Annotated in this window: 17 protein-coding genes; 11 read left to right on the top strand and 6 right to left on the bottom strand. The window is 69.9% G+C overall.

From position 1 onward, the window contains the following. Positions 1-9 precede the first annotated feature (9 nt). Positions 10-1,362: a hypothetical protein gene (locus QMK30_RS01585; protein WP_283515275.1), complete on the top strand. Its 1,353-nt coding sequence runs from the start codon at positions 10-12 to the stop codon at positions 1,360-1,362. Positions 1,363-1,426: 64 nt separating this feature from the next. Here the strand turns inward: QMK30_RS01585 and QMK30_RS01580 are convergent, their stop codons facing one another. Continuing rightward, positions 1,427-2,926, bottom strand: coding sequence for a peptide MFS transporter (locus tag QMK30_RS01580; protein ID WP_283515274.1), 1,500 nt, complete (start codon positions 2,924-2,926; stop codon positions 1,427-1,429). Between the two features lie 434 nt (positions 2,927-3,360). Between QMK30_RS01580 and QMK30_RS01575 the strand changes: the two genes are divergently transcribed. Both QMK30_RS01575 and QMK30_RS01570 read left to right on the top strand, forming a co-directional pair. Further along, positions 3,361-4,038 (top strand): response regulator transcription factor, encoded by a 678-nt coding sequence (locus tag QMK30_RS01575; RefSeq protein WP_283515273.1) that lies wholly within the window; start codon positions 3,361-3,363, stop codon positions 4,036-4,038. Positions 4,039-4,053: 15 nt separating this feature from the next. Beyond that, positions 4,054-5,343 (top strand): sensor histidine kinase, encoded by a 1,290-nt coding sequence (locus QMK30_RS01570; protein WP_283515272.1) that lies wholly within the window; start codon positions 4,054-4,056, stop codon positions 5,341-5,343. On the opposite strand, the gene QMK30_RS01565 is transcribed toward QMK30_RS01570, so the two are convergent. Next, on the bottom strand, positions 5,336-5,845 hold the full coding sequence (locus QMK30_RS01565) for a GtrA family protein (protein WP_283515271.1): 510 nt from the start codon (positions 5,843-5,845) through the stop codon (positions 5,336-5,338). The two genes, QMK30_RS01570 and QMK30_RS01565, sit on opposite strands and share 8 nt — an antisense overlap. Positions 5,846-6,203: 358 nt before the next feature. Here QMK30_RS01565 and QMK30_RS01560 point away from each other — a divergent pair, with 358 nt between their 5' ends. The 4 genes from QMK30_RS01560 to QMK30_RS01545 all read left to right on the top strand — a co-directional run bounded on the left by QMK30_RS01560 (position 6,204) and on the right by QMK30_RS01545 (position 10,494). Next, positions 6,204-7,343: a 5-(carboxyamino)imidazole ribonucleotide synthase gene (locus QMK30_RS01560; protein WP_283515270.1), complete on the top strand. Its 1,140-nt coding sequence runs from the start codon at positions 6,204-6,206 to the stop codon at positions 7,341-7,343. Then, entirely contained in the window at positions 7,340-7,861 is a 522-nt protein-coding gene (gene purE, locus QMK30_RS01555) for a 5-(carboxyamino)imidazole ribonucleotide mutase (protein ID WP_283515269.1), read from the top strand. Before QMK30_RS01560 ends, purE begins: the two co-directional genes overlap by 4 nt. Then, entirely contained in the window at positions 7,858-9,075 is a 1,218-nt protein-coding gene (locus QMK30_RS01550; protein WP_502963044.1) for a dipeptidase, read from the top strand. The genes purE and QMK30_RS01550 overlap by 4 nt, the downstream gene beginning before the upstream one ends. 174 nt (positions 9,076-9,249) lie before the next feature. Next, positions 9,250-10,494, top strand: a complete 1,245-nt coding sequence (locus QMK30_RS01545; protein ID WP_283515268.1) for a dipeptidase — start codon at positions 9,250-9,252, stop codon at positions 10,492-10,494. Positions 10,495-10,535: 41 nt separating this feature from the next. Here the strand turns inward: QMK30_RS01545 and QMK30_RS01540 are convergent, their stop codons facing one another. Then, positions 10,536-10,895, bottom strand: a complete 360-nt coding sequence (locus QMK30_RS01540; protein ID WP_283515267.1) for a VOC family protein — start codon at positions 10,893-10,895, stop codon at positions 10,536-10,538. Positions 10,896-11,069: 174 nt separating this feature from the next. Further along, entirely contained in the window at positions 11,070-12,413 is a 1,344-nt protein-coding gene (locus QMK30_RS01535; RefSeq protein ID WP_283515588.1) for a UDP-glucose dehydrogenase family protein, read from the bottom strand. Positions 12,414-12,603: 190 nt separating this feature from the next. On the opposite strand from QMK30_RS01535, the gene QMK30_RS01530 reads away from it, so the two are divergent. Together QMK30_RS01530 and QMK30_RS01525 are read left to right on the top strand one after the other, a co-directional pair. Beyond that, the gene (locus QMK30_RS01530; RefSeq protein ID WP_283515266.1) at positions 12,604-13,776 is read left to right on the top strand and encodes an acyl-CoA dehydrogenase; all 1,173 of its coding nucleotides are present in this window, start codon (positions 12,604-12,606) and stop codon (positions 13,774-13,776) included. Positions 13,777-13,954: 178 nt separating this feature from the next. Then, positions 13,955-15,511, top strand: a complete 1,557-nt coding sequence (locus QMK30_RS01525; RefSeq protein ID WP_283515265.1) for an MFS transporter — start codon at positions 13,955-13,957, stop codon at positions 15,509-15,511. 266 nt (positions 15,512-15,777) lie between these two features. Here QMK30_RS01525 and QMK30_RS01520 read toward each other — a convergent pair whose 3' ends face one another. Further along, a complete protein-coding gene (locus tag QMK30_RS01520) occupies positions 15,778-17,037 on the bottom strand; it encodes an LCP family protein (RefSeq protein ID WP_283515264.1) in 1,260 nt (419 codons plus the stop codon). A gap of 108 nt (positions 17,038-17,145) precedes the next feature. Here QMK30_RS01520 and QMK30_RS01515 point away from each other — a divergent pair, with 108 nt between their 5' ends. Next, entirely contained in the window at positions 17,146-17,694 is a 549-nt protein-coding gene (locus tag QMK30_RS01515; RefSeq protein ID WP_283515263.1) for an acyl-CoA thioesterase, read from the top strand. A 113-nt stretch (positions 17,695-17,807) separates the two neighbouring features. Here the strand turns inward: QMK30_RS01515 and QMK30_RS01510 are convergent, their stop codons facing one another. Further along, positions 17,808-19,259, bottom strand: a complete 1,452-nt coding sequence (locus QMK30_RS01510) for an LCP family protein (RefSeq protein ID WP_502963043.1) — start codon at positions 19,257-19,259, stop codon at positions 17,808-17,810. A gap of 124 nt (positions 19,260-19,383) precedes the next feature. On the opposite strand from QMK30_RS01510, the gene QMK30_RS01505 reads away from it, so the two are divergent. After that, positions 19,384-20,406, top strand: a complete 1,023-nt coding sequence (locus tag QMK30_RS01505; protein WP_283515261.1) for a glycosyltransferase family 2 protein — start codon at positions 19,384-19,386, stop codon at positions 20,404-20,406. The last annotated feature ends 22 nt before the right edge of the window (positions 20,407-20,428 follow it).

Genomic DNA, 20,428 nt, shown 5'->3' with positions numbered 1-20,428 from the left:
CAACGGAGGATGAGTGCGGCAGGGGTCGCGCTGATGCTCGGCGGTGCGGGAATCCTGCTGGTGGCGAGTCCCGCGCAAGCAGCCGAAGTCTCGTACAAGACCGAGTGCGTACCCCCGGCCATATCCGGCCTGCCGCCCATCCAGGGCACGACCAAGGTGGAGATCACCGCCCCCGCCGAGGCCAAGGTCGGCGACGAGGTGGAAGTGGTGTGGAAGACGGTCGAGGCCGCCTCCAAAAACCCGGACATCCTCGATCTGGGGAAGGACACGGTCAAGCCGACCGGCACGATCAAGGTGGGCGGCGCGGCGAGCGGCGACCTCACGATGGACGGGCCGCGGCAGAATCCGCCGATCCCCAAGAACAGCCCGATGATCCTGCCCGAGATGAAGGGCAAGCTGAAGCTGGAGAAGGTGGGCGAGGTCACGCTGACGCCCGACGCGTACAACACCAACGTCAGCAAGCCCATCTCGACCGACACCAAGTGCACGCCGAAGGAAACGGTCAAGGCCGGAGCGACCATCAAGGTCACGGAGGGTGGCGGCGGTACGACGTCTGGCGGCACAACCTCCGGCGGTACGACCACGGGTGGCGGCGACACCGGCGGCACCACGTCCGGCGGCGGTGACACCGGCGGCACCACAGGCGGCTCAACCTCCGGCGGCACGACGGGCGGTGGCGACGGCGGGAGCGACTTCCCGGGCAAGGAAGTCAGCGTCGCCTTCGCGTGCAAGTCGCCGGGCCCTGCGGGCATCGATAGCAAGGTGACCATCAACGCCAAGAAGGAAGGCGGCAGTTACGGCCTCACGGTCAAGACGGCCAAGGGCGTCATGGACAGCCCGGCCGCACTTCCCGCGGGCGCGCTCAAGCCCTCCATGGCGATCACGATCGGCGGCGCGGACAAGGGCAGCGTCTCCGTGACCGGCCCCGGGAACCCGGAACCGCTGGAGCAGGGCAAGCCGGTCGACCTGCCCGACATGACAGGGACGTACAAGCCGGGCGCCGACGGCAAGTCGACGCTCAGCCCCGGCACCCTGACGATCGACGTCACCCTGGGCGGTCAGAAGATCAACATCCCGTGCACGGTCAAGGGCGAGGCGAACGTCTCCCTCGAACTCGACACCTCCGCCCAGCCGGGCGGCGCCTCAGGAGGCACCGCGTCCGGCGGTGACACCGCGGGCGCGGGTGGCGCGGGCGGCGCGCCGTCCGGTGGCGGCACCGACTCCGGCGGCGGCCTCGCCGACACCGGCGCTTCGGACAACGGCGGCCTGCGCGCGCTGGGTCTGATCGCCGGCACGGTGATCCTGCTGGGCGGCGCGGTGTTCACCTTCACCCCGTGGCGGCGGCTGCGGGGCGCGAGGTGAGCTGACGCACGAATGGGCCGCCGCACCGAACCGGTGCGGCGGCCCATTCGTGCGTCGGGGTGCGTCAGTGCACGCCGCCCATGAGCGGTTGGACCTTCCGGCGGTACATGAAGATCGCCAGGCCCGCGAGGACAGCGAGCGCGCCCTGGCTGGCGAACCAGAAGGTGGTGTCGGTCGGGGCGCCCATGAGCTGAAGCAGCGCGATGACCGAGTCGCCGGCCGTCACGGCCAGGAACCAGACGCCCATCATCTGGCTGGCGTACTTCGCCGGGGCCAGCTTGGTGGTGAGGGACAGGCCGACCGGGGACAGCGTCAGCTCACCGACGGTCTGGATGAGGTAGACGGAGGCCAGCCACAGCGGGGTGACCATCGCGCCGCCCGCCGCGGCGGACTGCGCCAGCATCATCACGCCGAAGGAGATGCCGATGAGCACCAGACCGAAGGTGAACTTCACCAGCGTGCTGGGCTCCCTCTTGTGGCGGTTGAGCGCCACCCAGACCCAGGCGAAGACCGGGGCCAGCGCCATCACGTACAGCGGGTTCAGCGACTGGAACCAGCTGGTCGGGAAGTCGAAGCCGAGCAGCGTGGTCGCGGTGCTCTTCTCAGCGAACAGGCTCAGCGTCGAGCCGGTCTGGTCGTAGATGCCCCAGAAGATCGCGGCGGCGACGAAGAACCAGACGTACGCCGACATGCGGGACTTCTCGACCTTGTCGAGCTCGGGGTCGCGCTTGATGCGGAAGATGTACCAGGTGGGCAGCAGCAGGCCCAGGATTGTGAGCGGCCACAGCACCCAGTTGATGGTGAAAGAGCCGGTGCCGCCGATGACGGCGTATGCGACGACCGCTATGGCCAGCCAGGTCAGCATCTTCTTGATCGTGGCGGCGCGCTCGGCGTCGGAGAGCGGCGACGGTACGTGATTGCTCTTCTCGGCCAGGTTGCGGAAGCCCAGGAAGTAGAAGGCGAGACCGAGCGCCATGCCGACGCCCGCCATCGCGAAGCCGTAGTGCCAGTTGACCTTCTGGCCGACGTAGCCGATGGTCAGCGGCGCGACGAAGGCACCGAGGTTGATGCCCATGTAGAAGATGGTGAAGCCACCGTCACGGCGCGGGTCGTTCTTGTCCGGGTACAGGTGGCCGACCATCGTGGAGATGTTGGCCTTGAGCAGTCCCGAACCGGCGGCGATGAACGCCAGGCCGATGAAGAAGGAGATCTCCGCCGGCAGAGCCAGCAGGAAGTGGCCGATCATGATGATCGTGCCGGAGATGGCCACGGTCTTGCGGGCGCCCCAGACGCGGTCGCCGAACCAGCCGCCGGGCAGGGCGAGCAGGTAGACCATCGCGTTGTACACGCTGTAGACGGCGACGGCAGTGGCGGTGTCGAAGCCGAGACCGCCGTCGGCGACCGAGGCCGACAGGTAGAGCACGAGCAGGGCTCGCATGCCGTAGAAGCTGTAGCGCTCCCACATCTCCGTCATGAAGAGGGTGGCCAGGCCGCGGGGGTGGCCGAAGAAGGTCCGTTCAGTCCCGGCAACGCTGGGGGAGTCCTTCGTCAGGCTGGACGCCATGGTCGATCCTTGCTCGCTCGGGACGCGTCCGCCTCGTGAGCTGGTACGCGCCCGGTGGGGGGCGGCCGGCACCGGTACGGAGCTGAGCCCGTACGCGGGATCCACACCCGCCGCGCCACAGCGCAAGGGGGCCCGGCCCACAGGTCATTGAGGTCATTCACCGCCGTGGGGTGGCGATGCCAACCCCACGCAGAAAGGTGACCGTTGGCGTGCCTGCCACCAAAAGTCACCTAGTGCTGCTAAAGGCGTCTCGACACCATACGACACGACACTGGCGGATATGGAAGGACTTGAGAGATGGATCACAGGCAGCACTGGAACCATTGGCGCTGATTCGAAGGGCAATACCAGGATTGCATCCCGAAGCCGCAGGGACGGACGTTCCACCGGCGATCGCCCCACGGCTTGTACCTTGCGACGACTACCATCACCCCATGACCCGTGTACTGCTCGCCGAGGACGACGCATCCATCTCGGAGCCGCTGGCCCGCGCCCTGCGTCGGGAGGGCTACGAGGTCGAAGTGCGTGAGGACGGACCGACCGCGCTCGACGCCGGTCTCCAAGGGGGAGTCGACCTCGTCGTGCTCGACCTGGGGCTGCCCGGCATGGACGGCCTGGAGGTCGCCCGCAGGCTGCGCGCCGAGGGCCACGCCATCCCCATCCTGGTGCTGACCGCGCGCGCCGACGAGGTGGACACCGTGGTCGGCCTGGACGCCGGCGCCGACGACTACGTCACCAAGCCCTTCCGCCTCGCCGAACTGCTCGCCCGGGTACGGGCCCTCCTGCGGCGCGGCGCCAGCGAGCCCGTCCCCGCGCCCTCCACCCACGGCGTACGGATCGACGTCGAGTCGCACCGGGCCTGGATGGGCGACGAGGAACTCCAGCTCACGGCCAAGGAATTCGACCTGCTGCGGGTCCTCGTGCGGGACGCCGGCCGGGTCGTCACCCGCGATCAGCTGATGCGCGAGGTCTGGGACACCACCTGGTGGTCGTCGACCAAGACCCTCGACATGCACATCTCCTGGCTCCGCAAGAAGCTGGGCGACGACGCCGCCAACCCGCGCTACATCGCCACCGTGCGGGGCGTCGGCTTCCGCTTCGAGAAGAGCTGACGTACACACACAGCCATGCGCCGTCGTCTGATCAACTCCACACTCGCCGTGGTGCTCGTCGTCATCGCGGTCTTCGGCGTCTCCCTGGTCATCGTCGAGACCCGGACCATCAGCAACAGCGCCCAGGAGAGCGTCGACTCCGAGGCGCTGCGGCTGATCAGCGTCGTCGAGAGCAAGCTCCTCGGTGAGGAGCGGGTCAACCCCGCGGTGCTCGCCGAGCAGATCGACGCCGATCGCTACGCCCGGATCGACCTGCCGGGCCGCGACTCCATCGAGATCGGCGACCGTCCCGACGGCGGGGTCATCCAGGGCAGGGCCAAGGGGGACCACGGTGAGACCGTCACCGTCCAGGAGTCCCGCTCCACCGTCAGCCGTGAGGTCGGCCGCACCCTGCTGATCATCGGCGCGGTGGCGCTGCTCGCGGTCGTTGCCGCGGTGCTCCTCGCCGTACGCCAGGCGAACCGGCTGGCCTCCCCGCTCACCGACCTCGCCGAGACCGCCGAGCGCCTCGGCTCCGGCGACCCGCGCCCCCGCCACAAGCGCTACGGCGTGCCCGAGCTGGACCGGGTCGCCGATGTGCTCGACTCCAGCGCCGAGCGGATCGGGCGGATGCTCACCGCCGAGCGCAGGCTCGCCGCCGACGCCTCCCACCAGCTCCGTACGCCGCTGACCGCGCTGTCCATGCGTCTTGAGGAGATCACCCTCACTGACGACCTGGAGACGGTGAAGGAGGAAGCGACGATCGCCCTGACGCAGGTCGAGCGGCTCACCGACGTCGTGCAGCGGCTGCTCACCAACGCCCGCGACCCGCGGACGGGCTCCGCCGTCGCCTTCGACCTCGACGAGATCGTCAAGCAGCAGATCGAGGAGTGGCGCCCGGCCTACCGCAGCGCGGGCCGCGCCATCGTGCACTCGGGCCGGCCGGGCATGCGGGCCGTCGGCACCCCCGGCGCGGTCGCCCAGGTGCTGGCCGCGCTGATCGAGAACTCCCTGATGCACGGCGGCGGTACGGTCGCCCTGCGCACCCGCATCACCGGCAACCAGTCGGTCATCGAGGTGACGGACGAGGGCCCCGGCGTACCGGCCGATCTGGGGGCGCGGATCTTCGAGCGGTCCATCAGCGGCCGCAACTCCACCGGCATCGGCCTGGCCGTCGCGCGTGATCTGGCGGAGGCGGACGGTGGCCGCCTGGAGATGCTCCAGCAGCTGCCGCCGGTGTTCGCGCTCTTCCTGAGCCGGGTGGCCCCCGGCTCGAAGGACCACAGGACGCAGGAGAAGGAAGAGCCGGAGCCGACGATCAGGTGACGCGGTCCACCTGGACGGCCCGACGGTCGTCGAGGAACGACTCGGCCGTCTCGACGGCGCCGTACGCGGGCGTCCCGCGGAAGACCCAGGTGCGGTACGACCAGAAGCGGAAGACCGTCGCGATGCCGAGGCCGATCACGTTCTTCGCGACGTTGTCGGCGAGCGTCGAGGTGAAACCGAAGCCGTAGTGCGACAGCGCGAGGACGCCGTTCTCGATGACCAGGCCGACGCCGCTGAAGAGCAGGAAAAGCGTGAGCTCCCGGCTGCGGCCGCGCTTGTCGCTGCTGCGGTACGTCCAGTAGCGGTTGCCGAGATAGTTCGTGCCGATCGCGACCGCGGTGGCGATGACCCCGGAGCGTACGACCGCGAGGTCGAAGTAGTGCACGCAGACGTTGAAGACGATCGCGTTGACCAGGAAGCCGACGGCTCCGACCGCACCGAATTTGGCGAGTTCACGGACGAGCCGGTCGAGTCGCTTCCGCAGTGCTCCTCGCTCGCTCATGGTGATTGCCCATCCCCGCTCGGTCGGTGTCGCTCGGGCCTCCGGCGGTCCGGGGCCGTCCGTCCATGCTAACGACCTCGCGGGCGATGGCGCGCGGGCTCCCGGCGCCCTGCGGCTCCGCCTCCGGCGTTGTCGTCGGTCGACGACGCTCCGCGTCGCCTCCCTCCTCCGCCTTGGACGCGAAGCCGCAGGACGCCGCTCGCTGATCCACGCTCCATTGCCCCCGAGGTCGTACCCAGCGCCCACCGCCGATGCCTGCGCGCACCATCGATCCGTCGCGATTTGTCACACCGGGCGTCCGGGCCGTGACGCGGAGCAGCCGGATCGGAGGTCGCGGGCCTGCGGATACCCTGGAGGCGTGACGTTCCCGGTAGTCGGCATGGTCGGTGGCGGTCAGCTCGCCCGAATGACCCACGAGGCGGGCATCCCCCTCGGCATCAGATTCAAGCTCCTCAGTGACACCCCCCAGGACTCGGCGGCCCAGGTCGTCAGCGATGTCGTCATCGGCGACCATCGCGATCTGGACACGCTGCGCGCCTTCGCGCGCGGCTGCGACGTGATCACTTTTGATCATGAGCATGTCCCGATCGAGCACCTGTGGGCCCTGGAGGCGGACGGCGTTCCCGTCCGCCCCGGGCCCGACGCGCTGATGCACGCCCAGGACAAGGGGGTGATGCGCAAGAAGCTGATGGAGATCGGAGCACCCTGCCCGCGGCACCGGATCGTGAGCGATCCGGCGGACGCGGCGGCCTTCGCGGCGGAGGGCGACGGCTTCCCCGTGATCCTCAAGACCGTGCGGGGCGGCTACGACGGCAAGGGCGTCTGGTTCGTCCGCAGCGAGAAGGACGCCGAGGAGCCCTTCCGGGCCGGCGTCCCGGTCCTCGCCGAGGAGAAGGTCGACTTCGTACGGGAGCTCGCGGCGAACATCGTGCGCTCCCCGCACGGCCAGGCCGTGTCCTACCCCGTCGTCGAGTCCCGGCAGGTCGACGGGGTCTGCGACACCGTGATCGCCCCGGCGCCCGGCCTCCCGGAAGGACTCGGCGGCCAGGCGCAGGAGCTGGCGCTGCGCATCGCCAAGGAGCTGGGCGTCGTCGGTCATCTGGCGGTCGAGCTCTTCGAGACGACCGACGGTCGCATCCTCGTCAACGAGCTCGCGATGCGCCCGCACAACTCCGGCCACTGGACCCAGGACGGCGCGATCACCTCGCAGTTCGCCAACCACGTCCGGGCCGTCCTGGACCTGCCGCTCGGCGACCCGCGGCCCCGTGCGCCCTGGACGGTCATGTGCAACGTCCTGGGCGGCGACTACCCGGACATGTACTCGGCGTATCTGCACTGCATGGCCAGGGACCCCCAGCTCAAGATCCACATGTATGGCAAGGACGTGAAGCCGGGCCGCAAGGTCGGGCACGTCAATACCTACGGCGACGATCTCGACGACGCGCTGGAGCGCGCCCGTCATGCCGCCGGCTACCTGCGAGGAACGATCACCGAATGACTCCTGTAGTGGGCATTGTGATGGGCTCGGACTCCGACTGGCCCGTCATGGAAGAGGCCGCCAAGGCACTCGACGAGTTCTCGATCCCCTACGAGGTCGACGTCGTGTCGGCGCACCGGATGCCGCGCGAGATGATCGCGTACGGCGAGCAGGCCGACGGCCGCGGCCTGAAGGCGATCATCGCGGGCGCCGGTGGCGCCGCCCATCTGCCGGGCATGCTGGCCTCCGTCACCCCGCTGCCGGTCATCGGCGTACCGGTGCCGCTGAAGTACCTCGACGGCATGGACTCGCTGCTGTCCATCGTGCAGATGCCCGCGGGTGTGCCCGTCGCCACCGTGTCGGTGGGCGGCGCGCGCAACGCCGGGCTGCTGGCCGCCCGTATCCTCGCCACCCACGACAGCGAACTGCTCGTCCGGATGCGGGAGTTCCAGCAGGAGCTGAACGATCAGGCGACGGAGAAGGGCAAGCGGCTGCGCGCCAAGGCCATGGCCGGGGACAAGTTCGGCTTCGGCAAGTGACCGCCCCGGACCGGGGTCCGACGGCCGGGTCCGAGCACCTTGCGGCGGCCCGCGAGCTGCTCGCCGCGTACCCCGTCGTCGACGGTCACAACGACCTGCCGTGGGCCCTGCGCGAGCAGGTCCGCTACGACCTCGGCCGGCGTGACATCGCCACCGACCAGCAGGCGCACCTGCACACCGACATCCCCCGGCTGCGCGCCGGTGGTGTCGGCGCGCAGTTCTGGTCCGTGTACGTACGGTCCGACCTGGCCGGGGACGACGCCGTCAGCGCGACCCTGGAGCAGATCGACGTCGTCACCCAGCTCCTTGCCCGCTACCCGGACGACCTGGCGCGCGCCCTCACGGCCGAGGACATGGAAGCGGCCCGCGCCGAGGGCAGGATCGCCTCCCTGATGGGCGCCGAGGGCGGCCACTCCATCAACAACTCCCTCGCCACCCTGCGGGCGCTGTACGCCCTGGGCGTGCGGTACATGACGCTGACCCACAACGACAACATCGCGTGGGCGGACTCGGCGACGGACGAGCCGGGGGTCGGCGGCCTGTCGGCCTTCGGCCGTGAGGTTGTACGCGAGATGAACCGCACCGGCATGCTGGTGGACCTGTCCCACGTGGCCGCCACGACGATGCGCGACGCTCTGGCCACCTCGGTGGCGCCGGTGATCTTCTCGCACTCCTCGTCGCTCGCGGTCTGCGACCACCCGCGCAACATCCCGGACGACGTACTCGCGCTGCTGCCGGCGAACGGCGGCATCGCGATGGCGACGTTCGTGCCGAAGTTCGTGCTGCCCGCGGCGGGGGAGTGGACCCGGCTCGCCGACGAGAACATGCGCGCCCACGGCCTCCACCACCTGGAGACGACACCGGAGGCCATGAAGATCCACCGCGCCTTCGAGGACACCCGTCCGCGCCCGATGGCCACGCCCGCCACGATCGCGGACCACCTCGACCGGATGCGTGAGGTCGCCGGGGTCGATCACATCGGCATCGGCGGCGACTACGACGGGACGGCCTTCACCCCGGTGGGCCTGGAGGACGTGTCCGGCTATCCCAACCTGATCGCCGAGCTGCTGCGGCGTTCCTGGTCGTCGGCCGACCTGGCCAAGCTGACCTGGCAGAACGCGGTCCGTACGCTGCGGGACGCGGAGGACGTGGCCCGCGACCTCCAAACGCGCAGCGCTCCGTCGAACGCCACGATCGGGCTGCTCGACGGCTGACACGAACGGCTGACACGAACGGGTGAGGCGCTGCGGGAGGCGTATGGGGCGGATACACGAGGTGGAGGTACACCGGGTCCCGCCCCGTACCCCCGAACGCTCCGTCCGCCGCGAACCCCTGCCGCTCCCGTGTCACGGTTGCCGGACTGCCGTCGCCGAACCCGGAGCCCAGTCATGGCAGATCTACAGGACGATCCGCACACCGACTCAGCCACTTCCTCCTCCTCGGTCGGACAACTCGACCCGGAGGCCAGGAGCGGCGCACCCGCGCACGCCGAGCCATCGACCGAGTGCACACCCGTGTACGCGGAACCGTCGGACGAGTGCACAGCCGCGTACGCCGAGCCATTGGCCGAGAGCGCACCCGTGTACACGGAGCCGGCTGCCGTCCCAGCGCCCGAAGTCCGGCCCGCCGAGCAGCATGCCCGCGCGCTGCTCGCCGAGCACCCCGTCGCCGACGGGTGCAACGGCCTGGCCTGGAAGCTCAGGGCCCTGACGTGGCACGACCTCGAACTGGGCGAGAGCACCCTGGACACGGACATTCCCCGGCTGCGGGCGGGTGGTGTCGGCGCGCAGTTCTGGTCCTTGCAGGTGCCGGTGGACTACACCGGCGACCGGGCCGTCAGCGTCACCCTCGAACAGATAGACCTGGTCAGGTCGCTCGTGGCCGCGTACCCCGAAAGCCTGCGGCTCGCGCAGGACGCGGGCAGCATGGCCGACGCCCGCAACTGCGGACGCATCGCCTCGCTGCTCGGCCCCGTCTCGGGCCACGCGCTCGGCGAATCGCTGGGCACACTCCGGGCGTACCACACGCTGGGCGTGCGCAGCGTGGCGTTCGCGGGCACGCGCTGGACCCAGGAGGGGAAGGGGCTGACCCGCTTCGGCCAGGAGGTCGTACGGGAGATGAACCGCCTCGGCATGCTCATCGACCTGGTGGGCGCGTCCGACCTGACGACGCAACGGGTCCTCACCGTCGCGAGGGCGCCGGTGCTCTTCTCCCGCTCCGGCGCCCTCGCGCTCGTCGATCACCCGGCGAACGTGCCCGACGACGTACTGAGCCTGCTCGCGCCCGACAAGGGTGTCTGCATGGTCAGCTTCGCCCCGGAACAGGTCGGCTCGACCGTGGGTGAGCTGGTCAACCACCTCGATCACGTACGCGAGGTGGCGGGCCGCGAGTGCGTGGGGCTCGGTGCCATGTACGGGACGGAGGCGCCGCACATCGAGGGGCTGCCGGACACATCTTGCTACCCGAAGGTCGTGACCGAGCTGCTGGACCGGGGCTGGGACGACGCCGACATCGCCCTGCTGACGTGGGGCAATGTGGCGCGCACGATGCAAAACGCGGAATTCACGGCCCGCGCCGCCCGCCGGCGCCGCGGCCCGTCGACGGCCACGGCGCAGGAGCTCGACGGGCTGTAGCCGCCGGGCTCCGGGCCCCCGTCCGCCTCAGGACGCGCCGGTCAGCCGGCGCAGAGGCAGAACGGGTGCCCAGCAGGGTCGGCGTAGACCCGGAAGGAACGCTCCCGGTCCGTCGCCTCCAGCGGCTTTGCGCCGAGCGCGATGACCCGCTCCTCCGCCACGTCCAGATCCTCGACCGTCAGGTCCAGATGGAACTGCTGTGAGCCGTCGGGCGAGGGCCACTTCGGCGGTACGAACTCGGGCGCAGCCTGGAACGCCAGTGGCGTCCCCTCGTGCCCGGCGAGGTCCACCCACCCCTCCTCGGTCGTGGGCTCCCCGCCCAGCAGCTCCGCGTAGAAACGCGCGAGCGCCTCCGGGTCCGGACAGTCCAGGACGACGGTCCCCAGCTTGGCCACAGGCATGGTTCCTCCTCAGATGGTTACCGGTTGCTCCCCTTTGACGGTAACGGTTACTGCATGGGTCGCGGTCTGCGGCAGCCGGGCGAAGATGCGCAAGTACCGGGCGAGGCGCGCGGGCCCGGCCTGACCCGGACGGGACCCGCTGCCCCGTTGAACGCCCCCGTGAAGTGCTCCTCGTTACGCGCGCGGGCGGCCCATCGCGCGGTACGTCCAGCCGGCCTCGCGCCACACCACGGGGTCGAGCGCGTTGCGCCCGTCCAGGATCAGCCGCACCGAAGCGGCCTCGCCCAGCTCCGCCGGGTCCAGCTCACGGAACTCGCGCCACTCCGTCAGGTGCAGCACCACATCCGCGCCACGCACCGCGTCGATCGCGGTCGGGGCGTAGGCCAGGGTCGGGAAGACGCGCCGGGCGTTCTCCATGCCCTTCGGGTCGTAGACGGTGACCTGGCCGCCCTGGAGGTGGATCTGCCCGGCGACATTGAGCGCAGGTGAGTCGCGTACGTCGTCCGAGTCGGGCTTGAACGTCGCGCCGAGCACCGCCACCCGCTTGCCCAGGAAACCGCCGCCGCCCAGCGCCTCGCGGGCCAGCTCGACCATGTGGCCGCGGCGTCGCATATTGATCGAGTCGACCTCGCGCAGGAACGTCAGCGCCTGGTCGGCGCCCAGCTCACCGGCGCGCGCCATGAAGGCCCGGATGTCCTTGGGCAGACACCCGCCGCCGAAGCCGATGCCGGCCCGCAGGAACTTCTTGCCGATCCGCTCGTCGTACCCGATGGCCTCGGCCAGCTTCACCACGTCGCCGTCGGCCGCTTCGCACACCTCGGCCATGGCGTTGATGAACGAGATCTTGGTCGCCAGGAAGGAATTCGCCGAGGTCTTCACCAGCTCGGCCGTGGGGAAGTCCGTCACCACGAACGGCGACCCTTCCCCGACCGGCGTCGCGTAGACGTCACGCAGCGTCTTCTCGGCGCGCTCGCTCTCCACACCCACCACGATGCGGTCGGGATGCAGCGTGTCCCGCACGGCGAAGCCCTCCCGCAGGAACTCCGGGTTCCAGGCGAGCTCCGCGTCCGCGCCCACCGGGGCCAGCTCCGTGAGCAGCGCCGCGAGCCGGGCGGCGCTGCCGACCGGGACGGTCGACTTGCCGACGACCAGGGCGGGCCTGGTCAGCTGCGGGGCGAGCGAGGCGAAGGCGGAGTCGACGTAACTCATGTCGCAGGCGTACTCGCCGTGCTTCTGCGGGGTGTTCACACAGACGAAGTGGACGTCGCCGAACGCGCCGACCTCTTCCCACGACGTGGTGAAGCGCAGCCGCCCGCTGGAGCCCTCGAAGCCCGCGACATGCTTGCGCAGCAGGTCTTCGAGCCCGGGTTCGTACATGGGGACCTTGCCGGCCGAGAGCATCTCGATCTTCTCGGGCACCACATCGAGGCCGAGCACCTCGAATCCCAGCTCAGCCATGGCCGCGGCGTGCGTGGCGCCGAGATATCCGGTGCCGATCACGGTGATTCTGAGGGCCATGTGGTGCTCCAGGGAGGTGCGGGCGGGCGGGCGCTGCCCGAGCATAGTCGGGCTCGTACGGTCGGTCGTTTCCGCCTCGATTTCCGCCGGTTCCCCGCTGTCGGCAAGCTCACGTATGCCTGAGACGGCGGGGCCCACTAAAATCATGGTTACTTAACGGTAGTTAGCATCTTTGGGGAGTGAAGAGACCTTGGCAGGTACGCCTGATTTCGACCTGTACCGCGTGTCCGAAGAGCACGACATGCTCCGCGACTCCGTGCGCTCCCTCGCCGAGGCGAAGATCGCCCCGTTCGCCGCGGCGGTGGACGAGGAGGCCCGCTTCCCGCAGGAGGCGCTGGACGCCCTGGTCACGTCCGACCTCCACGCGGTGCACGTGCCCGAGGCTTACGGCGGCGCGGGCGCGGACGCCCTCGCGACGGTCATCGTCATCGAAGAGGTGGCGCGTGTCTGCGCCTCGTCCTCCCTGATCCCCGCCGTGAACAAGCTGGGCTCGCTCCCGGTCATCCTCTCCGGCTCCGAGGACCTGAAGAAGAAGTACCTGGGCCCGCTCGCCAAGGGCGAGGCGATGTTCTCGTACGCCCTCTCCGAGCCGGACGCCGGCTCCGACGCGGCCGGCATGAAGACCAGGGCCGTGCGCGACGGGGACTTCTGGGTCCTCAATGGCGTGAAGCGCTGGATCACCAATGCGGGCGTCAGCGACTACTACACGGTGATGGCCGTCACGGACCCGGAGAAGCGTTCCAAGGGCATCAGCGCCTTCGTCGTGGAGAAGTCCGACGAGGGTGTCTCCTTCGGCGCCCCGGAGAAGAAGCTCGGCATCAAGGGCTCCCCGACCTGCGAGGTCTACCTCGACAACGTCCGTATCCCCGCGGACCGCATGATCGGCGACGTGGGCACCGGCTTCGCCACCGCGATGAAGACCCTGGACCACACCCGCATCACGATCGCGGCCCAGGCGCTCGGCATCGCGCAGGGCGCGCTGGACTACGCCAAGGGCTACGTCCAGGAGCGCAAGCAGTTCGGCAAGCCGATCGGCGACTTCCAGGGCGTGCAGTTCATGCTCGCGGACATGGCGATGAAGCTGGAGGCGGCCCGCCAGCTCACCTACGCTGCGGCTGCCAAGTCCGAGCGCGTCTCGGCCGGCGGCGCCAAGGAGGACCTGACGTTCTTCGGCGCGGCGGCGAAGTGCTTCGCGTCCGACGCAGCGATGGAGATCACGATCGACGCGATCCAGCTGCTGGGCGGGTACGGCTACACCCGTGACTACCCGGTGGAGCGCATGATGCGCGACGCGAAGATCACCCAGATTTATGAAGGCACGAACCAGGTCCAGCGGATCGTCATGGCGCGCAACCTGCCGTAGTGCGGTGAGCGCACAGCCTCCGGGCTGAGCACTTGGAACGGCCCCCGGCGTCACGCCGGGGGCCGTTCGCATGGGCCGGGCGGAAAAGGAGTGGGACATTCTCCGGTTCAATGAGACACTGGTGTCTCAGATGGGTCCTGTCGGTCTCGGATCCCACCAGTCTCGGAACGGAAGTCTCATGTCCCCCCTCGCCGCCACCCGACACAGCACCGGGCAGGCCCAGCGCCTGGACCCCCGGCGCTGGATCGTCCTGGCGATCCTGTCGGGCAGCCTCCTGCTGATCGCGATGGACACCACGATCCTCAACGTCGCGTTCCCTTCGCTGGTCTCCGACCTGGGACCTGGTTCGGTCGAGCAGCTGTGGATCATCGACATCTACGCCCTGGTCCTGTCCGGCCTGCTGGTCACGGCCGGCGCGCTGGGCGACCGGACGGGCCGCAAGCGGATGCTGCTGCTCGGCTTCGGGATCTTCGCGTTCGCCTCGCTCCTCGCGGTGTTCTCCACCGAGGCCTGGCACGTCATCGTGGCCCGCGCACTGCTCGGCGTCGGCGGCGCGGCGATCATGCCGTCGACCCTGTCGATCCTGCGCAACGTCTTCACCGACGCCCGCGAGCGGGCCTTCGCGTACGCCGTGTGGGCGGCCGTCCTCGGTGGCGGCATGGCGCTCGGGCCGGTCGTCGGCGGGCTGCTCGTGCAGGACTTCGGCTGGCACTCCGCGTTCCTGCTGAACCTGCCCGTCGCCGCCCTGGTGATCGCGCTGGGCGCCCGGTGTCTGCCCGAGTCCCGCTCGCCGCGCGCCGGCCGGTGGGACTGGTGGGGCGTCGGGCAGTCGATCGTCGGCATGCTCGCCCTCGCGGGCGGCATCAAGCAGCTCGGCAAGAGCGGCTTCACCGCCCCGCTGCCGTGGCTCCTGCTGGCCCTGGCCGCCGTCTCGCTGACGGTGTTCGTACGCCGCCAGCTCCGGCTGGACAACCCGCTGCTCCAGGTCCGGCTCTTCGCCGGCCGTGCCTTCAGCATCGCCGCCGCCGCCATCTTCCTCGGCATGGTCGGCATGGGCGCGGTGCTGTTCCTGGTCACGCAGTGGTTCCAGTACGGGCAGGGCTACACCCCGTTCGAAGCGGGCATCCGGCTGCTGCCTGCGCCGCTCGGACTGATCGTCACCTCGATGGTCACCCCGTCCCTGATGCAGCGCTTCCCCATCCGGCACATCCTCGGCACCGGACTGGTCGTGATGGCCGCCGGGCTCGCCCTGCCGTGGGTGGTCCAGCGGTCCGCGGAGATCGGGTACCCGGCGGTCGCCGCCGCGCTCGCGGTCCTCGGGCTCGGCGTCGGCCTGGCCACCACCGTGGCCTCCGTGACCCTGATGGCCGCGACCCCGGCCCAGGACGTCGGCGGCGCCGCGGCGATCGAGGAGACCTGCTACGAGCTGGGCGCCGCCCTGGGCGTCGCCATCCTGGGCAGCCTGGCGACCGCCCTGTACCGGGCGAACCTGCCCGCGCTGAGCGTGGACGGGCCGGCGCTCGGCGCGGTGCGCGACTCGGTGGGCGAGGCCGCGCACGTGGCCCAGGGCATCGGTGGCGACGCGGGCCGGACCCTGCTGGACGCGGTCTCGGCGGCGTACACCACGGCCATCACACCGGCCTTCCTGGTCGGCTCGGTGCTGGCGCTGGGCGCGGCGGCGATGACCTGGGCGTGGATTCCGAAGGACCTGCGGCCCACGGAGAACGCGCACTGAGCCACCCGCGACGGTCACCGTCGAGCCGTAACCACGAACGGGAGGGGCCCGGACGGCAGACCGTCCGTGCCCCTCCCGCACAACACGGCTCCGGACACGCCCTAGTGCCGCGCCAGGCAACGTTTACCCCGTCGCGGCGGCCGGCACATACTCTCGCCGCACCGGCCGAAAGCCCAAGTACGTCCAGTACGAGGACTTCCGGCCGGCACGCCGAGAGCACGCACCGGACGCCGCTCCTTGACGGGCAAACGTCACCTGCCGCGGCACTAGTTCCCGGTGACCGTGACCCTCTCGTCCTTCTTCAGCTGATCCACCAGCTGCGCGACCTTCGCCTTGTCCCAGACCAGGTTGCCGCCGTTGCTGCCCGAGATCGGGATGTTCATCGACTTGCCCTCGCCGCCGGTGACCCCCTTCATCGCGAAGAACATCTGGCCCAGGTCCCACAGGGACATGTCCTTGTCGACGATCAGAGTGTCCAGGCCCGCACCCATCGTCGGGTACAGCTTGAACGGGTTGAGGATCGTGCTCGGCGTCGCCGTCTGGCTCGCCAGCGCCGCCAGGAACTTCTGCTGGTTCTTCGTACGGTCCAGGTCACTGCCCGCGAAGGCGTACCGGGTCCGGACGAACGCCAGGGACTCCTCGCCGTTCAGCGTCTGCTTGCCCGCCTGGAAGTCGGCGCCCGACTTCTTGTCCTTGAACGCCTTCGGGATGTCGATCTCCACGCCGCCGATCGCGTCCACGATGCCGGCGAAGCCCGCGAAGCCGATCTCCACGTAGTGGTCGATGCGCAGGTGGGTGTTGTGCTCGACGGTCCGCACCAGCAGCTCGGGGCCGTCCTCCGCGTACGCCGCGTTCAGCTTCACCCGCCGGCCCTGGGCCGGGAACGTCTTGCCGGACTGCGAGCCGACGAAGGACGGGATCTCCACGTCGGAGTCGCGCGGCAGGGAGATCAGGGTCGGCCCGTTGGAACCGTCGTGCAGGATCATCATCGAGTCGGTCCGCTTGCCCTCGGCGGAACCGGTGTGCAGCTTCTTCTTGTCGTCCGCGGTCATGCCCTCGCGGCTGTCGGAGCCCACGATCAGGTAATTGGTGCCGTCGCCGGCCCCCGGGCGCTCGATGACCTTCGAGAGGTCGACCTCACGCTTGAGCTTGCCGTCCGCCCAGAAGTACGTGCCGATGGAGACGGCGAGCAGTACGACGATCAGGGTGATGGATCCGAGCTTGATACGGCGCCTCCAGTCCGGCGCCGGTCCGCTGCGCGGCGCGCGCCCGCCGCGGGGCGGGGAGTCGCCGCCGCCGTAGACCTGGCCTGTGTTGTAGCCGTTGCCGCCGCCGCGGCCGTATTCGTCGTCGTACCCCTGCGACTGCTGCGGCGGGACAGGACCGCGCGGCGGGGCGGCCGGCTGCGGAATCTGCCCGCGCTGCACATGCCGCATCACCCGCGCGCCTTCAGGCCGCGCGTCGCCGCCGCCGCGTCCGTTACGGTCGCCGCGGTCGTTGGTCCACCCGTTGGGCCAGTCGTTCATGCGGACCAGTGTGCAGGCAAAATACCGGTGGCTCACAGAGCAGGCGTGAAATCGGGGCAGTGCTGTTGCAGAGCTGATGCACTGGTGACCCCGCATAAGGTGGAGGGCATGACAGATCAGGCCCCGCGCTCAGAAGCGGACATTCCGGGCAAGTCCACCTCGGCGTCCCGCACCACGCTCAGCCACATCATGACCGGCAGCGACACCAACCTGCTCGGCACCGTGCACGGCGGTGTGATCATGAAGCTGGTGGACGACGCGGCCGGAGCCGTCGCCGGACGGCACTCCGGCGGGCCCGCCGTCACCGCCTCCATGGACGAGATGGTCTTCCTGGAGCCGGTGCGGGTGGGAGACCTCGTCCATGTGAAGGCGCAGGTCAACTGGACCGGCCGGTCCTCGATGGAGGTCGGTGTACGGGTCCTTGCCGAGCGCTGGAACGAGTCGACCCCCGCCCAGCAGGTCGGCAGCGCCTACCTGGTCTTCGCGGCCGTCGACGCAGACGGCAAGCCCCGCACCGTGCCGCCCGTACAGCCCGAGACGGAGCGCGACAAGCGGCGCTACCAGGAGGCCCAGATCCGGCGTACGCACCGGCTCGCCCGGCGCCGCGCGATCAAGGAACTGCGGGAGAAGCGCATCGCCGACGGCATCGACGACTGATCATCGGACGGGCGCCCCCCGGCCGTCACAGGCGCGGGGAAAGGCACGATCCCCGGAAGTCGGGGACCGGCAGTCGCGCAGGCCCCCGCGCAGCCCCCTCCGGAGAGGCACCCTCACGGGCACACCACCTGGTCGCCGGTGACCGCCCCGAACTCGCCCTGATAGGGATCCTCCGCCATCACCTTCTTGACCAGCCCGGGATTCGCCTTGAAGTCGGCGCCCGCGGTCACCGTCAGCAGCCCGCCCTGGCCCCGCACCGCGCGCATCTCGCACCCGGGCAGCGCCGCCTGCAGCGACTCCGCCGAGCGGTCCCAGCGCGGGTCGTACGTGACGAGGGTGCGCGCCAGGTTCAGCCGGGGTGCGTTGACCGGCATATTGGTGGTCCGGAAACCGGTGCGCCGCAGCGACTTGTCGAGGCTCTTGCCGAGACCCACAGTCGGTGTCCCGTTGTAGACCTGGACGCGGATCTGCTGAGGCGCCACATCGACGATCGTCGCCTTCGGCTTCCTCACCCGGTGCGGGGCGAGCGGCTTGTCCTCGCGCAGCGCCCTGAAGAGCTTCTCGGACTTCACCGGGTCCCACTTGATGGTCGACCCGATGGCCTCGTCGGAGTAGCCCATCTTCCCGATCGGTACGGACGTGAACTCCGAGGACGCCGGCGAGAAGCCCTTCATCGCCCGGCCCAGAGCGAGCATCTCATGGCTGCCGAACGCCTTGTCCGCGCGCACGGAGCCGAGCAGCGTGCCGGTGACCTGCTGGAACTTCACCGGGTTCAGCAGGATGCCACTGCTGCTCGCCCTGGCGATGAAGGCCGCGAGGAATCGCTGCTGGCGCTGCATGCGGCCCAGGTCCGATGCCCCGTCGATGTGCCGGGAGCGTACGTACTGCAGGGCCGCGCCACCGTTCAGCCGGTGGGTGCCGACCGGTAGGTCGAGACCGGTGTACGAGTCCTTCAGCGGGCGGACCGTGCAGATCTCCACCCCGCCGACCACGTCCACGGTCTTCATGAAGCTGGTGAAGTCGACCTCCAGATAGTGGTCGATCTTCACCTTGGTCATGTGCTCCACGGTCCGCACCGTGAGCTGGGGGCCACCCTCCGCGTACGCCGCGTTGATCTTCACCGGGTGCATCCTGTGATGCTCACCGCTGGACTGGTCCTTGTGCTCGGGCGCCTCCGCGTAACTGTCCCGCGGCAGGCTCACGATGCTCGCGCGCCCGTTGTCCTCGGAAATGTGCACGATCATGATCGTGTCGGTGCAGTGGCAGGGGGCGCCGCCCAGTCGGTACTTCTCCTTCTCGGCCTTCGTGATCTTGTCGCGGCCGTCGGTGCCGACGAGCAGGATGTTCGTGCCGTGACTGCCCTCGGGGCGGTTCTTCATGTCCCGGAACGGGTCGACCCGGTCGATGCCGCTCTCCATGCCGGTCAGCACCGCGTGACCGATGCCACCCGCGCCGAGCACGACGACCGAGAGAGTCGTGGCCATGCGCATGGCCCACCGTGGGCGTTCGTCCTGCCTTCCGCTGCGGCTTGTGCGGCTCTGCTGAGGGCGGGGCGACGTGGGCAACTGAGACACCTCCGCGAAGGCAAGGGGGGATCTTGAGCACCGTAAGCCCGTACGATCCGCGACCTGGCGCAGCGACCCGGCCGCGGCGCGTCCGTGTCCCCCATTCGCGGTAACGTGACCCCCGATGAACGCCACCCCCGCAGTCTCCGTGATCATGCCGGTCCTCAATGAGGAGCGGCATCTGCGCAACTCGGTCCGTCACATCCTGGAACAGGATTACGACGGCGAGATGGAGGTGGTGATCGCGATCGGCCCGTCATCGGACCGCACCGACGAGATCGCCGCCGAGCTGGTGCGCGAGGACCCCCGCGTCCACACCGTCCCGAACCCGACGGGCCGCACGCCCGCCGCGCTGAACGCCGCCATCAAGGCCTCCCGGCACCCCATCGTGGTGCGGGTCGACGGCCACGGCATGCTCTCGCCGAACTACATCGCGACGGCCGTCCGCCTCCTGGCGGAGACGGGCGCCCAGAACGTCGGCGGCATCATGCACGCCGAGGGCGAGAACGCCTGGGAGGAAGCCGTCGCCGCGGCCATGACCTCCAGGATCGGTGTGGGCAACGCGGCCTTCCACACGGGCGGCGAGGCCGCCCCGGCCGAGACCGTGTATCTGGGTGTCTTCCGGCGCGAGGCCCTCGAACAGCAGGGCGGCTACAACGTGGAGTTCGTCCGCGCCCAGGACTGGGAGCTGAACTTCCGGATCCGCGAGGCCGGTGGGCTGATCTGGTTCTCGCCCGAGCTGAAGGTCCAGTACCGGCCGAGGCCCTCGGTGAAGGCTCTCGCCAAGCAGTACAAGGACTACGGCCGCTGGCGCCATGTCGTCGCCCGTTTCCACTCGGGCTCGATCAACCTGCGTTACCTCGCGCCGCCGACCGCCGTCTGCGCGATCGCCGCGGGCATCGTGGTGGGCGTCGCCCTCACCCCGTGGGGCTTCGTCGTCCCGGCCGGCTACCTGGCCGCGATCGTGGGGGGCTCGCTCCCGGCGGGCAAGGGCCTGTCGCTGAAGGCGCGGGCGCTGATCCCGGTGGCCCTGGCGACCATGCACATGTCGTGGGGGTACGGCTTCCTGACCAGCCCGCGCGCGCTGGCGAAGAAGGTCATCGCGAGCCGCCGCCCGGCGGTGCGCGAGGCCGAGCCCCAGCCGTAGCCCGGAGCGTACGAGAAGGGCC

The sequence above is a fragment of the Streptomyces sp. H27-C3 genome, assembly GCF_030063415.1.
Lineage (GTDB): Bacteria > Actinomycetota > Actinomycetes > Streptomycetales > Streptomycetaceae > Streptomyces.
This window is presented reverse-complemented; position numbering and strand designations above follow the sequence as displayed.